Here is a 19,984-nt window from a genome sequence, read left to right as displayed (position 1 = left end):
CTAAAATTCTTGTTATTTGCGTTACTACTTAAAATAGCACATGCTTATGATTTAACTGATACCTAACCATTAAATCCAATTAATTATGTCAAAACTAAGTCTTTACGAAACCAGCTGGATTAATCTAGTTTTCGAAAACAAAAACAAAGAATACGGGGCATATCAATTGCGTCAGGAAAGTGCCAAAACTTCCTTTACAGCACTTTTTATGGGTATCTTATTATGTGCTTCCTTGGTAAGTATTCCAACCATTGTAGGTCTATTAAGTCCTGAAAAAGCGCTGCCTGAGCTTATTCCTGATACTATTGATCAAATAATTCAGGTAACAAAAATTTTTCCCAATCAAGTAAAAAAAATTGAACAACCCGCTCTCCCGAAGGTAATCCAACAAAAACCTGCGGTGCTCGTTGAAAAACAACAGTTTAAAAATCCGATAATTGTACAGTCTTCCCTAGCGACCGTAGCTATTGCGAAAAACATTGAAAACACAACTCCCATAAGTAATAGTCAGGATGGAATTGCAATTACTGGCACTAATCCTGTTGCATCGCCAGGAACAGCGAATACTATTCCTGCAATTGCTGATTACGGGAATACGGTTGTGACCAGTGCGGTATTAGACAAACTTCCTGAGTTTCCTGGGGGAATTGCTAAATTCTACACCTACGTAGGGAGAAGTTTTGAAACCCCTGAAATAAACGGGGAGAGAAATATTAGAATTTACGTTTCTTTTGTGGTCGAAAAAGACGGAAGCATGACTGATATTCAAGTAAAAAATGATCCTGGTTATGGATTGGGAGCAGAAGCAATTCGAGTGCTGAAATCTTTGAGAACAAAATGGGCTCCCGGTCTGATAGGATCAAAAGCAGTACGAACCGCGTACAATCTTCCTATTATCGTTCAGACGAAGTAAGAGTAGACAAAAAAGCAGAATCGAAAGGTTCTGCTTTTTTTTATGTCATAATTAGAACAAAACACAAATAAGTCTCTCTAATTCTAGCCCAGATAGCAATGAAAATCCTTGCCTTTTGAAAAGGTGTTTTTCTTCAAAAAAAAGAGCGCCTGAAAGAAGCTCCTTTATTTTGATTTAGAAAAACCCTTTTTAAAAGGCAAGATTGCAATAAATAGCTGGGAATAGCTCCAAAAATGGTACAAACAAGCAATATAAAAACCATCCTCAAGCTTCACACTCGAAACACCCTATTTTAAATCAACATTCCTTATATTTGCAGTCTTATAATTAATTTATGGAAACTGTTTTAGAAAATACTTTACCTGTTCAAAAACCGAAATGGTTGAAGGTAAAACTCCCGATAGGACAAAAATACACTGAGCTTCGAGGCTTAGTAGATAAATATAGTTTGAATACAATTTGTGCATCAGGAAGCTGTCCAAACATGGGCGAATGCTGGGGTGAAGGGACTGCAACTTTTATGATTTTAGGAAATACCTGTACCCGTTCATGTGGTTTCTGTGGTGTAAAAACCGGTAGACCAGAAACGGTAGATTGGGATGAGCCTGAAAAAGTAGCACGTTCGATAAAAATCATGAATATCAAGCATGCTGTAATTACCAGTGTTGACAGAGATGATTTGAAAGATGGAGGTTCTATTATTTGGATAGAAACTGTAAAAGCCATTCGTAGAATGAACCCAACGACTACTCTAGAGACTTTGATCCCTGATTTTCAAGGTATCGAAAGAAATATAGACCGCATTATCGACGCTAATCCTGAAGTAGTTTCCCATAATGTGGAAACAGTACGCAGACTGACTCGTGAAGTGCGTATTCAAGCGAAATATGACCGAAGCTTAGAAGTTTTAAGATACTTGAAAGAAAAAGGAATAAAGAGAACAAAGTCTGGGATTATGCTTGGTCTTGGCGAACAGGAAGAAGAAGTCTTTCAGACAATGAGAGACCTTCGTGACGCTAATGTAGACGTGGTGACAATAGGCCAATACTTGCAGCCCAGCAAAAAACACTTACCAGTTAAAGAATTTATCACACCGGATCAATTTGCCATCTATGAAAAATACGGATTAGAATTAGGATTCCGTCATGTAGAAAGTGGCCCATTAGTACGTTCCTCTTACAAAGCACAAAAGCATATTCTATAAGCCTACCCTATGAAGGGACAGATGAAAGTTTAAAATGAATAAAAAAACAAAAATTGCCATAAATGGTTTTGGAAGAATTGGTCGAAATCTATTTCGATTGCTTTTAAACCACCCTGCTATTGAAGTTGTTGCCATAAATGACCTTGCCGATACTAAAACCATGGCTCATTTATTAAAATACGACAGCATTCATGGCGTTTTACCTTACAAAGTAAGCGCAGATGAAAAAGGAATTCTTGTAGAAGAAGACTATTTTTTATTTTTTCATGAGAAACAAATTTCAAATTTAGATTGGAAAAGCTTAGATATCGATTATGTGATCGAGGCTACTGGAAAATATAAAACTTTTGAAGAACTAAATGCGCATATAATCGCAGGAGCCAAGAAAGTAATCCTATCCGCTCCTTCTGAAGTCGACAGCATAAAAACTGTTGTTATAGGTGTAAACGATGATATCCTGGACGGTACAGAAACTATTATTTCTAATGCTAGCTGCACGACGAATAATGCTGCACCCATGATGAAGGTAATTGACGAGCTATGTGGCATCGAACAAGCCTATATCACTACCATCCACTCGTATACCACAGACCAAAGCCTGCACGATCAACCCCATAAAGATTTACGCAGAGCACGAGGGGCAAGCCAATCTATTGTACCTACAACAACTGGAGCAGCTAAGGCATTAACAAAAATTTTTCCTATATTAGACGGCAAAATAGGGGGTTGCGGTATTCGGGTACCCGTTCCTGATGGATCGTTAACGGATATTACATTCAATGTAAAGCGCGCCGTTACAATAGATGAAATCAATGAAGCATTTAAATTTGCTGCCCAACATAATTTAAAAGGCATTTTAGATTATACGGAAGATCCAATAGTTTCAGTAGACATTATTGGAAACAGCAATTCATGTGTATTTGATGCACAACTTACATCTGTGATTGATAAAATGGTAAAAGTAGTGGGATGGTATGACAATGAAATAGGATATTCGTCAAGAATAATAGATTTAATACTATTGACAGTAAAATAAAAACTGCTTAGAAAATAAATAACAGATGAGATACCTTTTGGTTTATATGTTTTTTATTAGTTCATTTCTTTATTCTCAAAAAAAAGAGAGTACAGACAGTATTTCCTATTATACCAATCAGGCAAATTCTAACATCAGAGAAAACAAATACAAAAACGCACTTTGTTTCACCCAGAAAGCAATCACTTATTGCGACAAGAATGGTAAAATTGAAGCCCAAGCTATCCAAACTTATAATTTAGGTAAAATTTATTATGACCTCAATAAATACAGCGATGCGTCAGAAAATTTTACCGAAAGCATCACTTTATTCGAGAGCTTGCCACATAATACAGCTCAATCTGCCAATAGCTATTATTACCTTAGCCTTTCCCTTGTTGCCACAAAGAACTACAAAGCTGCCGAAGCTGCTCTTACTAAAGCATTGACCATTTATAAAGAATTAAATATAGATACTGATGATAATTTAATCAATCTTCAAAAAGGTATTATTTACAAAGCTAACGGCAATTATAATGCAGCTTCATTCTGTTTTAATTCGGTAATTGCTAAACCGGACAGTCCAACTACCTTGGATATAAAAGCAGAGGCATTATACCAAATTGGACTTATTGAAGAAATTAACGCTAGAAATAACTTAGCATTAAACTATTACAACAAAGCCTTAGCCATAAATTCCAAAAACAAGAACCTAACGCAGAAATCAAATATTTTGCTAGCGCTGAGTTCCGTTTATGATCGCATTTTAGATAAAAGCACAGCGTACTCCTTTTTACAGCAACATTTAAATTTAAAACAAAGCCTCGCGATTTCAAATAATGAAAAACTTGGAATTGATGAATATGAAAATTTCAAGGAAGCCCAGCGATTAAAAAAAATACAAAAATCTAATTTACAAGATATTGAAAAAGAAAAAAATAGTAAATTTTCTAAGCTTATTAATATCCTGGCCATTGCATTAATTTCAATTTTATCCCTATTGAGTTTATCGCTATATAAAAACAACATCATTAGAAATAAATCAAATTTATTATTACAAGAAAAAAATAACGAGTTAATCATAGCAAAAGAGAAAGCAGAAAAAGCATCGCAGGCAAGAGCTGACTTTTTATCAACCGTGAGTCATGAATTAAGAACACCTTTGAATGCCATTAATGGAATTACCCATTTATTACTAGAGGAAAACCCTAAAACATCACAACTACATTATTTATCTTCTCTAAAATTTTCAGGAAATTATTTGACCACTTTCATCAATGAAATACTAGAAATAAATAAAATAGAATCAAACAAGGTTGAAGTGGAGAATATCAATTTCAACCTCAAACATTTATTAGAAGGCATTCAAAATTCTTTGATAGAAGTAGCCACAAAAAATAACAATAATTTCACATTGGTAATTGACTCAAACATACCCGATAATTTGATGGGTGACCCCACAAAATTGTCGCAAATTTTTATGAATTTAATGAACAACGCCTTAAAATTCACTAAAAATGGAAATGTGACTACAATCACCAAGTTACTATCATTACAAAATGAGAATGCAATTTTGTCATTTGAAATAATCGACACAGGAATAGGTATTCATGCCGATAAACTAGAAACCGTTTTTGAAAGTTTTTCGCAAGGATCCATCGAAATAAATCGAAAATATGGAGGAACCGGTTTAGGGCTCACAATTGTAAAAAAATTAATTAACATTCTAGGGGGGCAAATAAAATTAGAAAGTACGATAGGGAAAGGCTCAAAATTTTCATTTGAATTACAATTTAAAGTAAACGACCATCACCTGGCAATTGAGGAAAAAATCCATATTTTTAACGAATCTATTTTAAAAGATAAAAGAATACTTGTGGTTGAGGATAATAAAATCAACCAAATGATCACTACTAAAATGCTCGAGAATAAAGGAATATCCTGTGAAGTACTAGACAACGGTGAAGATGCAATTGAAGCTGTCAAAAATAAAACCTACGACTTAGTTCTAATGGATGTTCATTTACCCGGAATCAATGGGACGATAGCTACACAAAGCATTAGAGAATTTGACAGCCATACTCCAATCATAGCATTAACCGCTATTTCATTAAATGAAAACCGAGACATGTTACTATCCTTTGGAATGGATGATGTAATTACAAAACCGTTTGCTCCTGAAGATTTTTATTCCATTATTGCACAAAATTTCAAGAATACTAGTACTTCAAAATCAGCTCTCGAATAAGGCGTCTCACGCTAGGCTCTGCACTCTGGGCTGCTTCCAATACATCGTCATGCGAGATTGCATCAATATTATCTTCGTCTCCTATGTCAGTAATTACTGAAATTCCAAACGTTTCTAAATCCATGTGACGTGCAACAATAACTTCAGGCACAGTAGACATTCCTACGCAATCAGCTCCTAAAATTTTTACCATTCTATATTCAGCTAAGGTTTCAAAACTCGGTCCTTGCAAACCTAAATAAATACCTTCTTTCACTTCTATATTTAATTGCAAAGCAAGTTCTTTTGCTTTTACAATCATTTTTCTCGAATAGGGCTCACTCATATTAACAAATCGCGGACCAAAACGCTCATCATTTGCACCACGTAACGGATGCTCTGGTGTAAAGTTAATATGATCCTTAATAATGACAATTTCTCCGATTTTATAATTAGGATTCACTCCACCTGATGCATTGGAAACAATTAGTTTTTTAACTCCTAAATACTTCAATACACGCACTGGAAAAGTAACTTCTTTCATAGAATAACCTTCATAGAAATGAAAACGACCTTGCATCGCCACTACCTTTTTATCACCTATAGTCCCAAAAACTAAAGCCCCTTTATGGCCCTGAACTGTAGATACAGGAAAATTAGGTATTTCATTATACGGTAGCGTAAAATCTATTTTGATATCCTCGGTGAAACTTCCTAATCCAGAACCTAATATGATTCCGTATTCAGGATTGAAATTATTTATTTTATTGATGTAACTTACTGTCTCTTGTACTTGTTCCCACATAATTCATGATTTTTTTTCTAAACTGTTCATCTCCTTTGAGAAACTGACTTTTTATCGGTAAATAAAAAAGTTGATCGGCGGGGATTCTTCCCAACAACCGAACATAATCTTTTTCAGTAGTGATAATGATCTTGTTTATTGATTTATTTTTAATGTCTAAAATATCTTTTTCACTAAAATGATGATGGTCTGGAAAATCCATCGTTACATCATTTGCAGCCTGCAAATATGCAAAAAAAGAGGCTGGTTTTGCAATACCCGCCAAAAGTAATTTATCTCGACCTACTAAATCCGTTACTTTTATTTGATCTTCATCAGAATAAACAAATTCATCGTACTCAATACTAGTAAAGTACAGCTCTTGATTGTTGGCGATTTTTAATCTGATTTTAATGCTATTTTGTTCTGCTACTGAAAGGTTTGAAGGACATTTTGTAACGATAATAATAGTAGCTCTATTTGCCCCGTTTCGACTTTCTCTTAAATTTCCCGTAGGAAGTATAAAATCATCACTATACAATTCGCCATAGGAGGTAAGTAAAATATATAAACCCGCTTTTACTTTCCGGTGTTGGTAGGCATCATCTAGTAATATAAGCTCTGGCTTTTGTTTTTGCGAAAGCAGTTGTTCAATCCCGTTCTTACGATCAGCATCAACAGCCACTTGAATATGCTTAAATTTTGTATAGAATTGAAACGGTTCGTCGCCCAGCACTTCAGCATTAGAAGTAGCATCTGCTAAAATAAACCCTTTAGACTTTCGCTTATATCCCCGACTTAATGTCGCGACATTATATTTGTCACCTAGGAATCTAATTAAGTATTCAATTTGAGGTGTTTTTCCGGTACCACCAGCGCTGAGATTTCCAACGGCTATAATTGGAACTTCAAAAGAATAGGATTTTAAAATTCCATGATCAAACAGAAAATTCCGAATACCCGTTATGAAACCATATAAAACAGCAAACGGAAAGAGTATTTTTCGCAGTAAAATCATTATACGAAAGTATAATAAATTATCTTTGAATTGAAATCAAAAGTGTATTTGTTAGCTTGAGATTTTTTTTCGAAAAATCAAGCCACTAAATAATGCAATATCATGAAAATAAAAGAAATACTTTTAGTACTCGAAGAAATGGCACCGCTTGCTTATGCAGAAGATTTTGATAATGTAGGCTTACTCGTTGGTGACCAAAATGCAGAAGCTTCAGGCGTATTAGTGTGTCATGATGCCCTGGAAAATGTGATTGATGAAGCGATTACAAAAAAATGCAATCTAGTCGTATGCTTCCACCCTATTTTATTCTCAGGTTTAAAGAAAATAACTGGCAAAAACTATGTGGAACGGGCTATAATAAAAGCCATAAAAAATGACATTTGCATTTATGCTGTTCACACGGCCTTAGACAATCATCAAAACGGAGTTAATAAAATATTTTGTGATGCACTAGGACTTAAAAACACCAAAGTCTTGCTTCCCAAACAAAACTTCATTCGGAAATTAGTTACCTACACTATTCCTGAAAATGTTGAAAAAGTGCGCAACGCGCTATTTGACGCTGGAGCAGGAAACATTGGTAATTATGAAGATTGTAGTTTCAATTCCAAAGGCATTGGAACTTATATGGGTAACGAAAATAGCAATCCACAATTAGGAGAGCGATTTGAATTTGTGGAAACCGCTGAAATTAAGATCGAAGTGACATTCGAAAAATATTTAGAGTCAAAAATACTTAAAGCGCTATTTAGTAATCATGCCTACGAGGAAGTGGCGTATGAAATTTATGAATTACAAAATAACCATCAAAATATAGGTTTGGGAATGATCGGTGAGTTTGATACACCAATGGATGAAAAAGAATTTTTAACCGCTGTGAAAGAAAAAATGCAGGCAGAAGGAATTCGGTATTCCACATTTACAGGAAAACAGATAAAAAAGGTGGCCGTCTTAGGTGGATCAGGAAGTTATGCTATAAAAAATGCAATTATGGCTGGAGCCGATGCTTTTTTAACCGCTGATTTGAAGTATCATCAGTTTTATGAGGCCGAAAATCAGCTTCTTTTGGCTGATATTGGACATTTTGAAAGCGAACGCTATACAAAAAATTATATTGTTGATTATCTTCGGAAAAAAATCCTTAATTTTGCAATCATTTTATCAGAAGAAAATACAAATCCAGTTAAGTACTTATAGAATATGGCGAATACGAAAGAATTAAGTGTTGAGGACAAGTTAAGAGCAATTTACGATTTACAACTTATTGACTCTAGGATTGACGAAATCAGAAACGTAAGAGGGGAACTTCCTCTAGAAGTGGAAGATTTAGAAGATGAAGTTGCAGGTTTAAGCACACGTTCTGAAAAATTGAAAAGCGAACTCGAAGTTATCGAAGACCTTATCAAAGGAAAAAAGAATGCAATTGACGAGCACAAAGAGGCTATCAAAAAATACACGAAACAACAAGAAACGGTTCGTAACAATAGAGAATTCAACTCTTTGACAAAAGAAGTTGAGTTTCAAGAGCTTGAAATTCAATTAGCTGAAAAGCAAATGAAAGAAATGAAAGCTTCTATCGAGCACAAGAAAGATGTTATTTCTCAATCTAAAGAAAGATTAGAAATAAAATCAAATCACTTGAAACATAAAAAATCAGAATTAGACGCAATTATGTCTGAAACTGCTAAGGAAGAGGAATTTTTAACAGAAAAATCTGCTGAATACCAAGAGCAAATTGAAGCTAGATTACTTGCTGCTTATACTAGAATCAGAACAAGCGTTCGTAATGGCTTAGCTGTTGTTTCTATAGAAAGAGGTGCATCTGCAGGGTCTTTCTTTACAATTCCACCTCAAACGCAGGTTGAGATTGCTTCTAGAAAGAAAATCATAATCGACGAACATTCAGGAAGAATATTAGTTGACAGCGTTCTAGCTGATGAAGAAAAAGAAAAAATGGAAAAATTATTTTCTAAATTTTAAATTTATTTAAGTCCCGATTCATATCGGGACTTTTTTTTTATGAAATGAGCATGACCGTAATTTCTTCGCAAACACCAATAATCGTATGCGAATTACACATGACCGATAAAAATCAATAAATATCTACATGTGAAAAAAACAATCTACTTCCTCTTTACCAAATCTGTCGGATTGTACATTAATGTTCTAAGTTTTCTATTGCCTGAAAAAGCCACCCAACTTGCGTATACTTTATTTAGTGAACCCCGAGACGGCAAGCTCTCTAAAGACAATCTTCCTGCAATACTACAAGAAGCAGAAAAAGAAACCTACTATCACAACAAAACTCATTTTCAAACCTACACTTGGAAAGGAAATGATACTATTATTCTTTTAGCTCATGGCTGGGAAAGTAATGCCTCACGATGGGAAAATATATTACCTTATTTAAGAAAGTCAGGAAGTACCATTATTGCCATTGACGCCCCTGCTCACGGTCTTTCGGGCGGCAAGGAATTCAATATTCCACAGTATGCCGAATTCATTGATGTTCTAGTTCAAAAATTCAACCCGCAATACCTCATCGGACATTCGTTAGGTGCTAAAACCTGTTTGTACTATCAATCTAACTACCTCAATAACAGTATTGAAAAGACAGTCATATTAGGTTCGCCAAGTGATTTCAAAATCATACTCAATAATTATATTGAAATGCTTAGTTTAAATTCGATAATTTCAGGAGGTTTAGAAGCACATTACCTCAAGCATTTTAAACTAAAATTAGAAAATTTTTCTGGCAAAATATTTGCCGCCGATATACAAACAAAAGGGTTTATTGCTCATGACAAAGATGACACCGTAGTTTTATTTGAAGAAGGAAAAAAAATAGCAAGTACCTGGAAAGATTCTGTTTTCATTGAAACTAGTGGCCTAGGTCACAGCATGCACAGTGACGAATTATACACTAAAATTTCTCGGTTTTTATTTGAATAATTTAAAATAAACTATTTCGCAAAGATTCACAAAGGATACACAAAGCTTCACGAAGAATTTTATAATTTTTTTAAAAAAACTTTGAGCATCTCTGCGTTTTAACTTTGAGCATCTTTGTGTAACAATACTTTTCAAATCAATTTTAAATAGTATCTAATTATCAAATTGATTACTTTTGCAAGATGGAAGATAATCTAAAACGCCTTAATAAATTCATAGGAGAAACTGGGTATTGCTCCCGTCGAGAAGCTGATAAACTAATCGATGAAGGACGTGTAACCCTAAACGGAGTTGTTCCGGAATTAGGGACAAAAGTTTCGCCGGATGATGAAGTGCGTATTGACGGTAAACTGATCCGTGAAAAACACGAGAAGCCAGTCTACTTGGCTTTCTACAAACCTGTGGGAATTGAATGCACAACTAACTTAGATGTTCGTAATAATATCATCGATTATATTAATTACCCGAAACGTATTTTCCCAATTGGTCGATTAGACAAAGCCAGTGAAGGATTAATATTCATGACCAACGATGGTGATATTGTCAATAAAATATTACGTGCTAGAAACAATCACGAAAAAGAATATACGGTAACGGTAAACAAACCCATTACAGATCGTTTTATTGAAAGAATGGGAAATGGAATTCCAATTCTGGATACCGTGACCAGAAATTGTAAAGTAGAGCAAATCAGTCATGATATCTTTAAAATTATTCTTACACAAGGTTTAAATCGACAAATCCGTAGAATGTGCGAGTATTTAGGATATGAAGTTATTGGCTTAAAACGAATCCGAATCATCAATATTTCACTTGATATCCCCATGGGGCGATACCGTGATTTAACTGATGCCGAAATAAAAGAACTAAACGAACTTATCGAACCTTCTAGTAAAACAGAAGAAGCGAGTTTACCAAAAGCAGAAACTCCTAAAAGAAGAACGGAATTCATCAAAAGAGATGATCCTAGATTTAAAGGAAGAGGTGACTATTAAAACAAAAACGGTGTAAAATTATTTACACCGTTTTTTTATTTTTAAAACCATCTTTTTCTCTTAAACAAGAATACCCCAAAAATAGAGAGAATAATAGAGACTAATACAAGTATCCATAAACCCATTGGGTTGCTTTGCAGACCATTAGGAACATTCATCCCGTAGAAGCTGGCAATTACCGTAGGAATCATCAAGATAATGGAGATTGAGGTCATCTGTTTCATGATATTATTCATGTTGTTAGAAATAACTGAAGCATACGCATCCATCGTTCCAGTCAAGATATCACTATAAATATTAGTTGTTTCCTGAGCTTGGCGCAATTCAATTTCTACATCTTCTAGCAAGTCAAGATCATAATTAACACGTTGTGATTTGATGTTTTTAATTCGATGCAGTAAAATATCATTTCCCTTTAAAGAGGTCATGAAGAAAACCAAACATTTTTCTATTTGCAACAAAGCCTGTAATTCTTCATTTTTTATGGATTTCTCCAAATTGTCTTCGGCTAGTTTTATTTTTTGATTGACTTGTTTCAAATATTTTAAATACCAAATACTTGAAGATAACAGTAGTCTTAAAACCAAATCGAAATTATCTTTGATATCAATACTCTTTCTCTGTGTATATGTTACAAAGTCGGTAAGCATCTCAGTCTGATGAAAGCTAACAGTAACACAAACCTCCTCTCTAAACACAATCCCAACAGGAATTGTATGAAATGGAAGTTTCACATCATTGCTCTTCACAGGAATACGCATGATGATTAATGTCCATCCGTTTTCTACCTCGATACGAGGTCTTTCGTCAATATCTTCAATGTCATTGTAAAAGGCTTCTGGGATTTGAAGCTCTTCGAGTAAGTATTTCTTTTCGGCTTCCGTTGGACATTCGATATTTATCCAGCAGTTTGGAAACCATTCTTGCACTGCAATTAATCCGTTATTGTTTTTATAAAAAGCTCTCATTTCAAAATTCTATAGGTTTAGCATAGCCTCTTGAAATAACACAAGCGCTACAATTAGTTCAACATTTCCGAATAATAATCGTCCATTATAAAGTACTATTTTTTAGTGCTGCAAAAGTATTCTTTATCTCATACTCCCTAACTATTTGTATGTTTTTTAAGAAAAATTTAAGTTGAAAGTAAAACAAGAGTTCAACTTAAATACAATTAGCAATAATTACCAAAAGGACTATTAAAAGCGTATTACATCTTTCTGCTACTAGCTTCATCGACGCTACTACTATAAATAATACTAATTAAATTTATTTTGTAGTCTAATGTGCTTTAGTTAACAATCACTTGTACTATTTAGCATGCTGAAAGCTTCTCAGCAAAGTTGCTGACGTATCTGGAGTCGCTATCAGCGAGACAAATTAAGTGGTGTAGTTTGTGCAAGAATAGAACCCTATTTATAATTAGGGAGCGTACTATATTTCTAATTGACATAAACAATGTCAATCGCTTAAATTAGAAAAAAAGCTGAAATAGTATTAATAACTTAAAAAAAGAGGAAGGACTTGTTATCCTGCGAAGAATACCCTGTTTTATAAAAATAAGAATCGGGGAATTACGAACAAATAACGTATCGCTTTCCAAAAACGCTAAGCTGCATAAAATTATATACTAGTTAACCAAATAAATTGAAAAGATAAAATAAAAAAGGTTAAAATTAAACTTACAAGACAAAAAACAGCTACCAATCGAAAAACACTGATATTATCTAATGAATCATAGATGACGTTCAAACTCAAGACTAATTTTTTCATTTGAAATTGATTTTAATAGTATGAAATTACATTAGAATATCCTTTCTGATAAAAAATATGTCATAGAACGGTGAAAATATGTTATGAAATTACTGTTTTAAAGCTTTTCTAGATTTTCGAACTCTATTTTAGACAAAAAAAGCAGTTGGTAAATAATTACCAACTGCTTTTTTATTTTGTATTCTTAAGCCATAACTACTACATTTTTAAATACTAGCCTGTAATTAAAATAAAATCACTTGGCTGTAAACAAACCTGATTCTGAAAATTCAGATAACAAATTGCTTTAATAACTTAACGTAGTAAATATCTAATTACTATTTTTCACTGTTTGCCTTGCGCAAAGAATCTGGATAAGCCATCGCTTGTATAGACCATGCAAAATCAAGTTTTACCCAACGGTTAAAAAGAGTATCATTCATACTGATGTATTGATCTGTAATGTAAGGAAGACCATTAAACGATTTGTTTTTGGAAGTATATCCACCTCCATTTACAGTAGCCATTGCATGGCAACTCATGCAATTGGTTTGCATACCATATCGAAATCCTTTTGCATTAGGCATCTTTTGTTTAAGAACACTTTCAGCAGGAAAAGTACTGGGTCCAAAAGACGCTTCTAAGTAGGGATTAAATCCAAAAACAGCTTTAGTATTTTCATTTGTACCGTTATTTATTGGCTGGTTTGGCCACACCATATTATAAGCAGGTAAAACGGCATAATGAGCAGCGGCTTTACTCAGCTTTATATTACTTTTAACAAGCTGATCATAGTTAAACTTAGAGCTTGGAGATGGAGGATTAGCAGGATCTGGAGCCCAAAAATACGTTTGCCAAGTCCAATTAGCAATTTCTTTAGTTGATACGTGCATACCCATTAATAAAGCCAGATCCCCTTTTTGGGCCGTACCTTGCCCCTGCTCCTTATTAAGATATTCAGCCATTACAGCATCGACCTTAAAATGAATAAAATCCTTAATATTAACAGTAGCATTACTAATTTTTGATACATCTTTTTCTGCACTAAAATCTACAGGAATTGGAATTTTCACCCCTCTTTTATTTGTAGGGTCAACAAAAACATATTTCCAATATTTTTTAAAAGTAGGAATAGAATCGGCAACCGCAGGCATCCCTGGCCACACTGGAATAGCAATTAACTCCTTGCCATTATTCTTCACATACAAATAAGTTGGTTTAATAGTAATTGAAGAACTAGGGAATTCAGGTATCGCACCAGATCCTTTATTAGATTTCAAATAAGGCGTTAAATTCTTTATATTAAAAATGTCTTTATTTAATGCAAATGCTGCGGCATCAGGACTGTAGTTCACAGTTACCCATTGACGATCAGTTGAATCTACAGCTTGATCATCAATAACGGCATGATGAAACTGGCTAGGACGCGTAAGCAATGTTCTACTCGTTTTAGGAATTTTTGAACCACCATTTTGCATCATGATTTGCAACTCGTTTGTACCAGTCCATGTTTCAAAAACTAACAGTTTATCGCCTCCAATGGTTTCATTTGTTGCTGCAGTAAGTCCCGCCCAAATTCCCCATGCATGCTTAGAAATACTAATTGTATCTTGCTCACTTAACCATTTATAAATTAAGGTGGAATCTGTTGGGAATTTAATTCCTGTAATTGCTTCACTAGGAAAAGCTTGCGGAATAATATGTGTAGATTTACTATATTTGTCTTGTTTGCACGAAAGGCAAAAAAAGATAATAGTGCAACAAATTGCGAATGACGATACGATTGTTTTGTTTTTTTTCATGTTTAATAGGTTTTATTGACTTGGTTTATTCTTAAATGTATTTGAATTTTAAAGCTTGTATTTTTTGTTGCGAAAAATATATTTCGTTCCAGTGAAAAATTATAATAACAGCTAATTGGGTTTTACCGACGTACAAATTGTCGGGACTAAACCAACGATAATTGAAGTACTATTTTCTACATTCATATTATAAATGCGAACTTCACCTAAATTACTGGGATAAAACTAACCCATTGTAAAAAGTAAGAAAAGTATAATGACATAAGACACCAATTCTTTGTCATAAGAATTCAAAAAAGAGATTTTACCCCAATTGAAAAATGGAGTAATAGATCTAATACAGGGAAATAAATATCCTAAAACAAAAAAAACTCCCTTATTAATTAAGGAAGTCCTGATTTAAAAAAAATAATGAAATAAGGCTATTTCAATATGCGGAACTTTTTTACAAAGTCCTTGTATTTATCACTTAATGTAACTTTATGGTTTCCTTTTAAAATAAGTAGATTATCATTAACAATAATCTCTTCTATTTTATTTGTATTAACAATGAAGTTTCTATGGGTTTGGCAAAATTTTTCTGGATCTAAAAGCTGAACGAGTTTAGTCAACGACATTAAAATTACAAATTTTTCGTTTTCGGCAACTATATTACAATACCTATCTTCAACTTCAATATAAACGATATCATCAATCAGTACTTTTTTTAAGGATTTGTTTTTTTTAACAAACAGGTAATCCTCACCTATTACTGTATCTTGAACTTCACTTAGAAAAACATTGGTTTGTCCATAAAATTTCTCGACCGCCATTTCAAGTGCATATAAAATCTCAAGTTCATTAAATGGTTTTAACAAAAAACTAAAAGGCTGTGTGAGTTTAGCTCTTTCAAAAATTTGTCTATCCTTAGAACTTGATAAAAAAACAAATGGTTTTGACTTATTTGGCACAATATTAATCGTCTCTGCAAAAGTAATACCGTCAGCTTTCCCGTCTAAAAAAATATCAATAACCACAATATCAATCTTAATCTCACTATTGTAAAACAACCTTAAGGCTTCAGTATAAGTACGCGCTACACCAACCACAGTATAATTATTAGCCTTTAAGACTTGTATCAACGCATCACTTTCTGCTGGTGTGTCCTCAATAATAAGTACATTTATATTATCCATTATTATCTGTTTTTGGCAAGATGATTATAATTTTGGTCCCAATGCCTTCTTGACTCTCTATTGCTAATCTACCGCCGTTTTTATGAATCATACTTTTACACAACTGCATTCCTAATCCAGTTCCTATGCTGTCATCACTTCCTTTTTTAGAAAGTAAAACCGTCTCTTTAAGGAGTTCTTGTTGCTTTGCTTCGCTCATTCCAGCTCCAGTATCTTCAATAACTAAATAACAACAATCATCCTCAGTAGGTCGAATATAAACCGTAATTACACCATTCTCATTAGAAAATTTAAACGCATTGTCTAGAATATTTCTAATAATTATTTTTAGCGAATCTTGATCTGCCATTACAAAAATAGCGGCAGTCACCTTATTCTCGAAGCTGATATTTTTATTTAACAATAACGGCTTGTAATTATAGGCTATATGCGCAATAATAGATTGTAAATGTAAGGATTCTTTATAAAAATAAGCTTGTTTGGTTTGCAATAATGCCCAATTTAACAAGTTGTCTAATAAATTATAAGTACCATTAGCAATAGAACTATTATTATCAAGTAGCTGGTCTAAAGCCGAAAAATCTTTGGTCGCAAGGCTTTCCTGTAATTTAGTATTACTGGTTTTCAAGGCATTTACTGAGGAACGTAAATCATGACTGATAATAGAGAACAATTTATCTTTGGTAGCATTGAGGGCGTCTAACTCCTCTTTTTGGGCTAATATAATTTTGTTTTGCTTCGTTTTTTGCTTGTAAAAATAAAAACTAACACCCAGCAACAGCAACAACAAAATCGAAGAATACAATAGGCTGTTTCTCTGTACTTCTTTTAGTTCATTTTCTGTCTGGAGTACATTTACCTCTTTTTGTTTTTGCTTGACCGCAAATTTCTTTTCTATCTCAGCAATAGCCCATACTTTATTTTGATCGTTTAGAGAGTCTTTCCATTGTTCGTATTCTTTACGATATGCTAACGCCTTGGGGAAATTTTTCCTGTTTTCTTCTACCACTGCCATGTTAAAAGAAGCCTTTTTTTTAGGTTCGAATTCTTTTATTTTTTTAGATAATTGATAGGCTTTTTCAAAATAAGGAATTGCCTGATTGTCTTTGAATTGAACATAATAGAGATTGGCAATATCCATATACGAACCGATAAGTAAAGGCTTCTCTTTTTCTGACTTCTGTAACTCAATTGCTTCTAATAAGTATTCTTCTGCTTTATCATACTCCTCTAACTCTATATAGCATATCCCTATATTATGAATTAAGGTGCTGTTGTCATAGTCATAAGTGCTGTTACTAGGCGAATTCTCTATTTCTTGAAAATAAATAACTGCTTTAGCAAAATCTCTTTGCTCTAATGAAATTGTACCTAAACCAAATTTAACATTATAATAGAACGGAAATGTGGTAGCTATTAAATCATATTCTTTTTTTGCCTCTACAAATAGTTTTTTCTTTCTGAAACTATTTGCTCTAAAATAATGACTATAATTATTCAATTCAGTATTAGGAGAAACTACTAGTTGTTTCATGGAATATACAAGAGTAGAATCCCATTCCTCTCTTAAAAAAAAATAATTAGCCTTCTGGAAATTAATTTCTTTTTTATACCTTCTTGCAATATTTTCCAATTCTATTTTAAAGATTATTTTGGTAGAATGTTCTTGCGAACAAAGAAAAAAAGAAAAAAACAAGAGTACGAAAATAAAAATTAATTTAATATTTAATATCATACTCGTGTTTTTTGATAGTATATATACTATATGACAATAATGTTTTGTTTAGTAGGACCGGCATATACTAACCCTGCACAGTCGTCTCAGTACCTCTAGAAGTAATTGGATCTATATCCCAAAGAAAGGTTTGTATAGTAGTTATATCTTCATTTGAAAATATCGACGGTAATGCTTGAAAGGAAATTTGATACGCTTGAAAATCAGTAGCGTCAGTTTCTTGTGCATCATAGCTTATAAAAAACTGCAGTCTTGGCGAACCAAAATCACTAACACAATAATCTTGATAAATAGTAAAACTATTTGCATCTAATCCTGTTATAGCAGCATCAATAAAAAAGACAGTACTCACTTGAATGTTTTTAGAAGCGTCTAAATATACCTCAACAAGAGGTTGTAATGGTTTATTAGGCCGTTTGTTTGTAAACGATATTTTACCACTTTCTGAAAATGTTAATTCCTTAACCAGTTCCCCAGGAGGAGTTGAAATTAAAGCCTGTGTACTTGCATTGTTTGTGCTCATAATTGTATAATTAAATTAATGTTGAAATTTCAATTAAAACAAATGACATTAAACAATCTGAATTATACATAAGTCGCTGAAAATTCACGAAATAATTAAGACTATACCGACATTTACGCCAAATATAGACAAAAACATATTAAACAACAGCTATTTTATAGTAGTTCCTTTATATCTACCAGTGATAATTAGTAACCCCATCAAAAAGTCCGCTCTTTATACGGACTCCTTTTTGGTGCAAAAATAAGCTTATAGTAATGACTCTAATGTCTTTAAAATGAACAAGGATTACAAATGGCAATCCTAATTTGTTATTAAGAATATAATTATTGTCAACCGGCTTTAATCATTCGAAAAAAAAACAGACCATTAATATGATTTTGAACCTACGGATACTTTAATAAAAATCACATAATTTCTACCGAGCATTAATAAAGCTTATTGTATCCTTCTTCTTCTGGCTTTGACGATCTGTTCATCAATTGAAATAGCTTCAGCAATTTGCTGCTTTAAAGAAACGACATCAATCTCTTTAATCGAAGAAAATAGTGACTTCGAACTGAAACTAGCGGTTTCAAAAGTTTCATCTAAAAATGAAGCGCCTTTACAGAAACCTATTCCAACACCACTGCTAACCTTCTCCCAGGGAATGGAAGATGGCCAAATATAACAAATCTTAGAATGTCGGTAATAAAAAGGCACGTTAGAGACTAATCTCTCTTTACAATCCGGCATACACTCCAGCACAATCTTACGAAGGAAGAGAACGATTTCCAATTCTGATTCCGGCAAATAGCCCAAGAACTCTTCTATAGATTTGAATTCAATTTCTTGTGGATTTTCCATAATGCTAAAAAAAGCCTATTCAGACGAATAGGCTTTATATTTATTTATTTATCTAATTTCAGTATTTTCATTTCTCTAGCTAACAGCGTGTTTTTTAACAACATCGCTATCGTCATAGGCCCCACTCCACCAGGAACAGGGGTAATAAAACTTGCTTTTTTGCTTACATTTTCAAAATCTACGTCACCGGTAATTACATAACCCTTATCCTTTGTTTCATCTGGAACACGAGTAATTCCCACGTCAATGACAACAACTCCATCTTTAACCATATCAGCCTTTAGATAATTAGGCACGCCTAACGCTGTGATAATGATATCCGCTTGAATAGTGATTTCTTCGATGTTTTTAGTGTAGCTGTGTGTCAAAGTAACCGTTGAGTTTCCAGGAAATCCTTTTCTTCCCATCAATATACTCATAGGTCTTCCCACAATATGACTACGACCAATTACAACGGTATGTTTTCCTTTAGTCTCTACTCCATAACGCTCCAGTAATTCTAAAATTCCGAAAGGTGTGGCAGGAATAAAAGTGCTCATATCCAAAGCCATTTTTCCAAAATTCTCAGGATGAAATCCGTCAACATCTTTACTTGGACTAACAGCCATCAATACTTTTTGCTCATCAATTTGCTCCGGAAGCGGTAATTGAACTATAAACCCATCAATATTATCGTCTTCGTTTAGCTCCTTAATTTTTTTAAGCAATTCAGTTTCAGAAGTAGTACTTGGCATCTTTACCAAAGTAGATTCAAAACCAACTCTTTCACATGCTCTTACCTTACTTCCTACATAAGTTAAACTTGCTCCATCGTTGCCCACAATAACTGCGGCTAAATGAGGGACTTTTTCCCCATTATTTTTCATCTTTTGTACTTCGACTGCGATTTCACTTTTAATGTCTTCCGCTGTTTTTTTTCCGTCTAGTAGTTGCATTTTATTTTAAGTTTCAAGTTTTAGTTTCTATTTTTTTTACAAGAACTGATATCCCTATAAAAGAGTAAGGTTTAAAATTTCAATAAACATGAAACTTTAAACCTTAAC

At 33.5% G+C, this 19,984-nt stretch carries 17 protein-coding genes; 8 read left to right on the top strand and 9 right to left on the bottom strand.

Features of this window, described 5'->3' with window-relative positions; genetic code table 11:
* The first annotated feature begins 85 nt into the window (after nt 1-85).
* The 4 genes from BMW63_RS15690 (at nt 86) to BMW63_RS15675 (ending at nt 5,380) form a co-directional block, all read left to right on the top strand.
* Entirely contained in the window at nt 86-913 is an 828-nt protein-coding gene (locus BMW63_RS15690) for an energy transducer TonB (protein WP_074724406.1), read from the top strand.
* Between the two features lie 334 nt (nt 914-1,247).
* Nucleotides 1,248-2,117 carry a lipoyl synthase gene (gene lipA / locus BMW63_RS15685; protein ID WP_074724405.1) on the top strand — a complete coding sequence of 290 codons (870 nt, stop codon included), beginning with the start codon at nt 1,248-1,250 and terminating at the stop codon, nt 2,115-2,117.
* 34 nt (nt 2,118-2,151) lie between these two features.
* Nucleotides 2,152-3,153 (top strand): type I glyceraldehyde-3-phosphate dehydrogenase, encoded by a 1,002-nt coding sequence (gene gap / locus BMW63_RS15680; RefSeq protein WP_074724404.1) that lies wholly within the window; start codon nt 2,152-2,154, stop codon nt 3,151-3,153.
* 25 nt (nt 3,154-3,178) lie between these two features.
* Nucleotides 3,179-5,380, top strand: coding sequence for a tetratricopeptide repeat-containing hybrid sensor histidine kinase/response regulator (locus BMW63_RS15675; RefSeq protein WP_074724403.1), 2,202 nt, complete (start codon nt 3,179-3,181; stop codon nt 5,378-5,380).
* Here the strand turns inward: BMW63_RS15675 and BMW63_RS15670 are convergent.
* Together BMW63_RS15670 and lpxK are read right to left on the bottom strand one after the other, a co-directional pair.
* Nucleotides 5,352-6,164 (bottom strand): purine-nucleoside phosphorylase, encoded by an 813-nt coding sequence (locus BMW63_RS15670; RefSeq protein ID WP_074724402.1) that lies wholly within the window; start codon nt 6,162-6,164, stop codon nt 5,352-5,354. The two genes, BMW63_RS15675 and BMW63_RS15670, sit on opposite strands and share 29 nt — an antisense overlap.
* Nucleotides 6,124-7,161, bottom strand: coding sequence for a tetraacyldisaccharide 4'-kinase (gene lpxK, locus BMW63_RS15665; RefSeq protein WP_074724401.1), 1,038 nt, complete (start codon nt 7,159-7,161; stop codon nt 6,124-6,126). Before lpxK ends, BMW63_RS15670 begins: the two co-directional genes overlap by 41 nt.
* 102 nt (nt 7,162-7,263) lie before the next feature.
* On the opposite strand from lpxK, the gene BMW63_RS15660 reads away from it, so the two are divergent.
* From BMW63_RS15660 to rluF, 4 genes are all read left to right on the top strand, one after another.
* Entirely contained in the window at nt 7,264-8,358 is a 1,095-nt protein-coding gene (locus BMW63_RS15660; RefSeq protein ID WP_074724400.1) for a Nif3-like dinuclear metal center hexameric protein, read from the top strand.
* 3 nt (nt 8,359-8,361) lie between these two features.
* Nucleotides 8,362-9,141 carry a zinc ribbon domain-containing protein gene (locus tag BMW63_RS15655; protein WP_074724399.1) on the top strand — a complete coding sequence of 260 codons (780 nt, stop codon included), beginning with the start codon at nt 8,362-8,364 and terminating at the stop codon, nt 9,139-9,141.
* A 129-nt stretch (nt 9,142-9,270) separates the two neighbouring features.
* Nucleotides 9,271-10,113 carry an alpha/beta hydrolase gene (locus BMW63_RS15650; RefSeq protein ID WP_074724398.1) on the top strand — a complete coding sequence of 281 codons (843 nt, stop codon included), beginning with the start codon at nt 9,271-9,273 and terminating at the stop codon, nt 10,111-10,113.
* A 182-nt stretch (nt 10,114-10,295) separates the two neighbouring features.
* Nucleotides 10,296-11,108 carry a 23S rRNA pseudouridine(2604) synthase RluF gene (gene rluF, locus BMW63_RS15645; RefSeq protein ID WP_074724397.1) on the top strand — a complete coding sequence of 271 codons (813 nt, stop codon included), beginning with the start codon at nt 10,296-10,298 and terminating at the stop codon, nt 11,106-11,108.
* A 41-nt stretch (nt 11,109-11,149) separates the two neighbouring features.
* On the opposite strand, the gene BMW63_RS15640 is transcribed toward rluF, so the two are convergent.
* The 7 genes from BMW63_RS15640 to BMW63_RS15610 all read right to left on the bottom strand — a co-directional run bounded on the left by BMW63_RS15640 (nt 11,150) and on the right by BMW63_RS15610 (nt 19,876).
* Entirely contained in the window at nt 11,150-12,076 is a 927-nt protein-coding gene (locus BMW63_RS15640) for a magnesium transporter CorA family protein (RefSeq protein ID WP_074724396.1), read from the bottom strand.
* 1,122 nt (nt 12,077-13,198) lie between these two features.
* On the bottom strand, nt 13,199-14,662 hold the full coding sequence (locus tag BMW63_RS15635; protein WP_074724395.1) for a hypothetical protein: 1,464 nt from the start codon (nt 14,660-14,662) through the stop codon (nt 13,199-13,201).
* 422 nt (nt 14,663-15,084) lie between these two features.
* Entirely contained in the window at nt 15,085-15,837 is a 753-nt protein-coding gene (locus BMW63_RS15630) for a LytR/AlgR family response regulator transcription factor (RefSeq protein WP_074724394.1), read from the bottom strand.
* Entirely contained in the window at nt 15,830-17,470 is a 1,641-nt protein-coding gene (locus BMW63_RS15625) for an ATP-binding protein (RefSeq protein ID WP_245744992.1), read from the bottom strand. The genes BMW63_RS15630 and BMW63_RS15625 overlap by 8 nt, the downstream gene beginning before the upstream one ends.
* A gap of 169 nt (nt 17,471-17,639) precedes the next feature.
* Nucleotides 17,640-18,095, bottom strand: coding sequence for a hypothetical protein (locus BMW63_RS15620; protein ID WP_074724393.1), 456 nt, complete (start codon nt 18,093-18,095; stop codon nt 17,640-17,642).
* 438 nt (nt 18,096-18,533) lie between these two features.
* Nucleotides 18,534-18,941 carry a hypothetical protein gene (locus tag BMW63_RS15615; RefSeq protein WP_074724392.1) on the bottom strand — a complete coding sequence of 136 codons (408 nt, stop codon included), beginning with the start codon at nt 18,939-18,941 and terminating at the stop codon, nt 18,534-18,536.
* A gap of 44 nt (nt 18,942-18,985) precedes the next feature.
* Nucleotides 18,986-19,876 carry a bifunctional 5,10-methylenetetrahydrofolate dehydrogenase/5,10-methenyltetrahydrofolate cyclohydrolase gene (locus BMW63_RS15610; protein ID WP_074724391.1) on the bottom strand — a complete coding sequence of 297 codons (891 nt, stop codon included), beginning with the start codon at nt 19,874-19,876 and terminating at the stop codon, nt 18,986-18,988.
* Between the last annotated feature and the right edge of the window lie 108 nt (nt 19,877-19,984).

Source organism: Flavobacterium frigoris (genome assembly GCF_900111075.1).
Taxonomy (GTDB): domain Bacteria; phylum Bacteroidota; class Bacteroidia; order Flavobacteriales; family Flavobacteriaceae; genus Flavobacterium; species Flavobacterium frigoris.
This window is presented reverse-complemented; position numbering and strand designations above follow the sequence as displayed.

Bases quoted from the DNA above. Each gene is read 5' to 3' on its own strand.
- BMW63_RS15635 (WP_074724395.1), bottom strand. From the start codon at position 14,662: ATGAAAAAAAACAAAACAATCGTATCGTCATTCGCAATTTGTTGCACT.
- BMW63_RS15675 (WP_074724403.1), top strand. From the start codon at position 3,179: ATGAGATACCTTTTGGTTTATATGTTTTTTATTAGTTCATTTCTTTAT.
- BMW63_RS15630 (WP_074724394.1), bottom strand. From the start codon at position 15,837: ATGGATAATATAAATGTACTTATTATTGAGGACACACCAGCAGAAAGT.
- lpxK (WP_074724401.1), bottom strand. From the start codon at position 7,161: ATGATTTTACTGCGAAAAATACTCTTTCCGTTTGCTGTTTTATATGGT.
- BMW63_RS15690 (WP_074724406.1), top strand. From the start codon at position 86: ATGTCAAAACTAAGTCTTTACGAAACCAGCTGGATTAATCTAGTTTTC.
- BMW63_RS15655 (WP_074724399.1), top strand. From the start codon at position 8,362: ATGGCGAATACGAAAGAATTAAGTGTTGAGGACAAGTTAAGAGCAATT.
- BMW63_RS15610 (WP_074724391.1), bottom strand. From the start codon at position 19,876: ATGCAACTACTAGACGGAAAAAAAACAGCGGAAGACATTAAAAGTGAA.
- gap (WP_074724404.1), top strand. From the start codon at position 2,152: ATGAATAAAAAAACAAAAATTGCCATAAATGGTTTTGGAAGAATTGGT.
- BMW63_RS15615 (WP_074724392.1), bottom strand. From the start codon at position 18,941: ATGGAAAATCCACAAGAAATTGAATTCAAATCTATAGAAGAGTTCTTG.
- lipA (WP_074724405.1), top strand. From the start codon at position 1,248: ATGGAAACTGTTTTAGAAAATACTTTACCTGTTCAAAAACCGAAATGG.
- BMW63_RS15660 (WP_074724400.1), top strand. From the start codon at position 7,264: ATGAAAATAAAAGAAATACTTTTAGTACTCGAAGAAATGGCACCGCTT.
- BMW63_RS15670 (WP_074724402.1), bottom strand. From the start codon at position 6,164: ATGTGGGAACAAGTACAAGAGACAGTAAGTTACATCAATAAAATAAAT.
- BMW63_RS15640 (WP_074724396.1), bottom strand. From the start codon at position 12,076: ATGAGAGCTTTTTATAAAAACAATAACGGATTAATTGCAGTGCAAGAA.
- rluF (WP_074724397.1), top strand. From the start codon at position 10,296: ATGGAAGATAATCTAAAACGCCTTAATAAATTCATAGGAGAAACTGGG.
- BMW63_RS15620 (WP_074724393.1), bottom strand. From the start codon at position 18,095: ATGAGCACAAACAATGCAAGTACACAGGCTTTAATTTCAACTCCTCCT.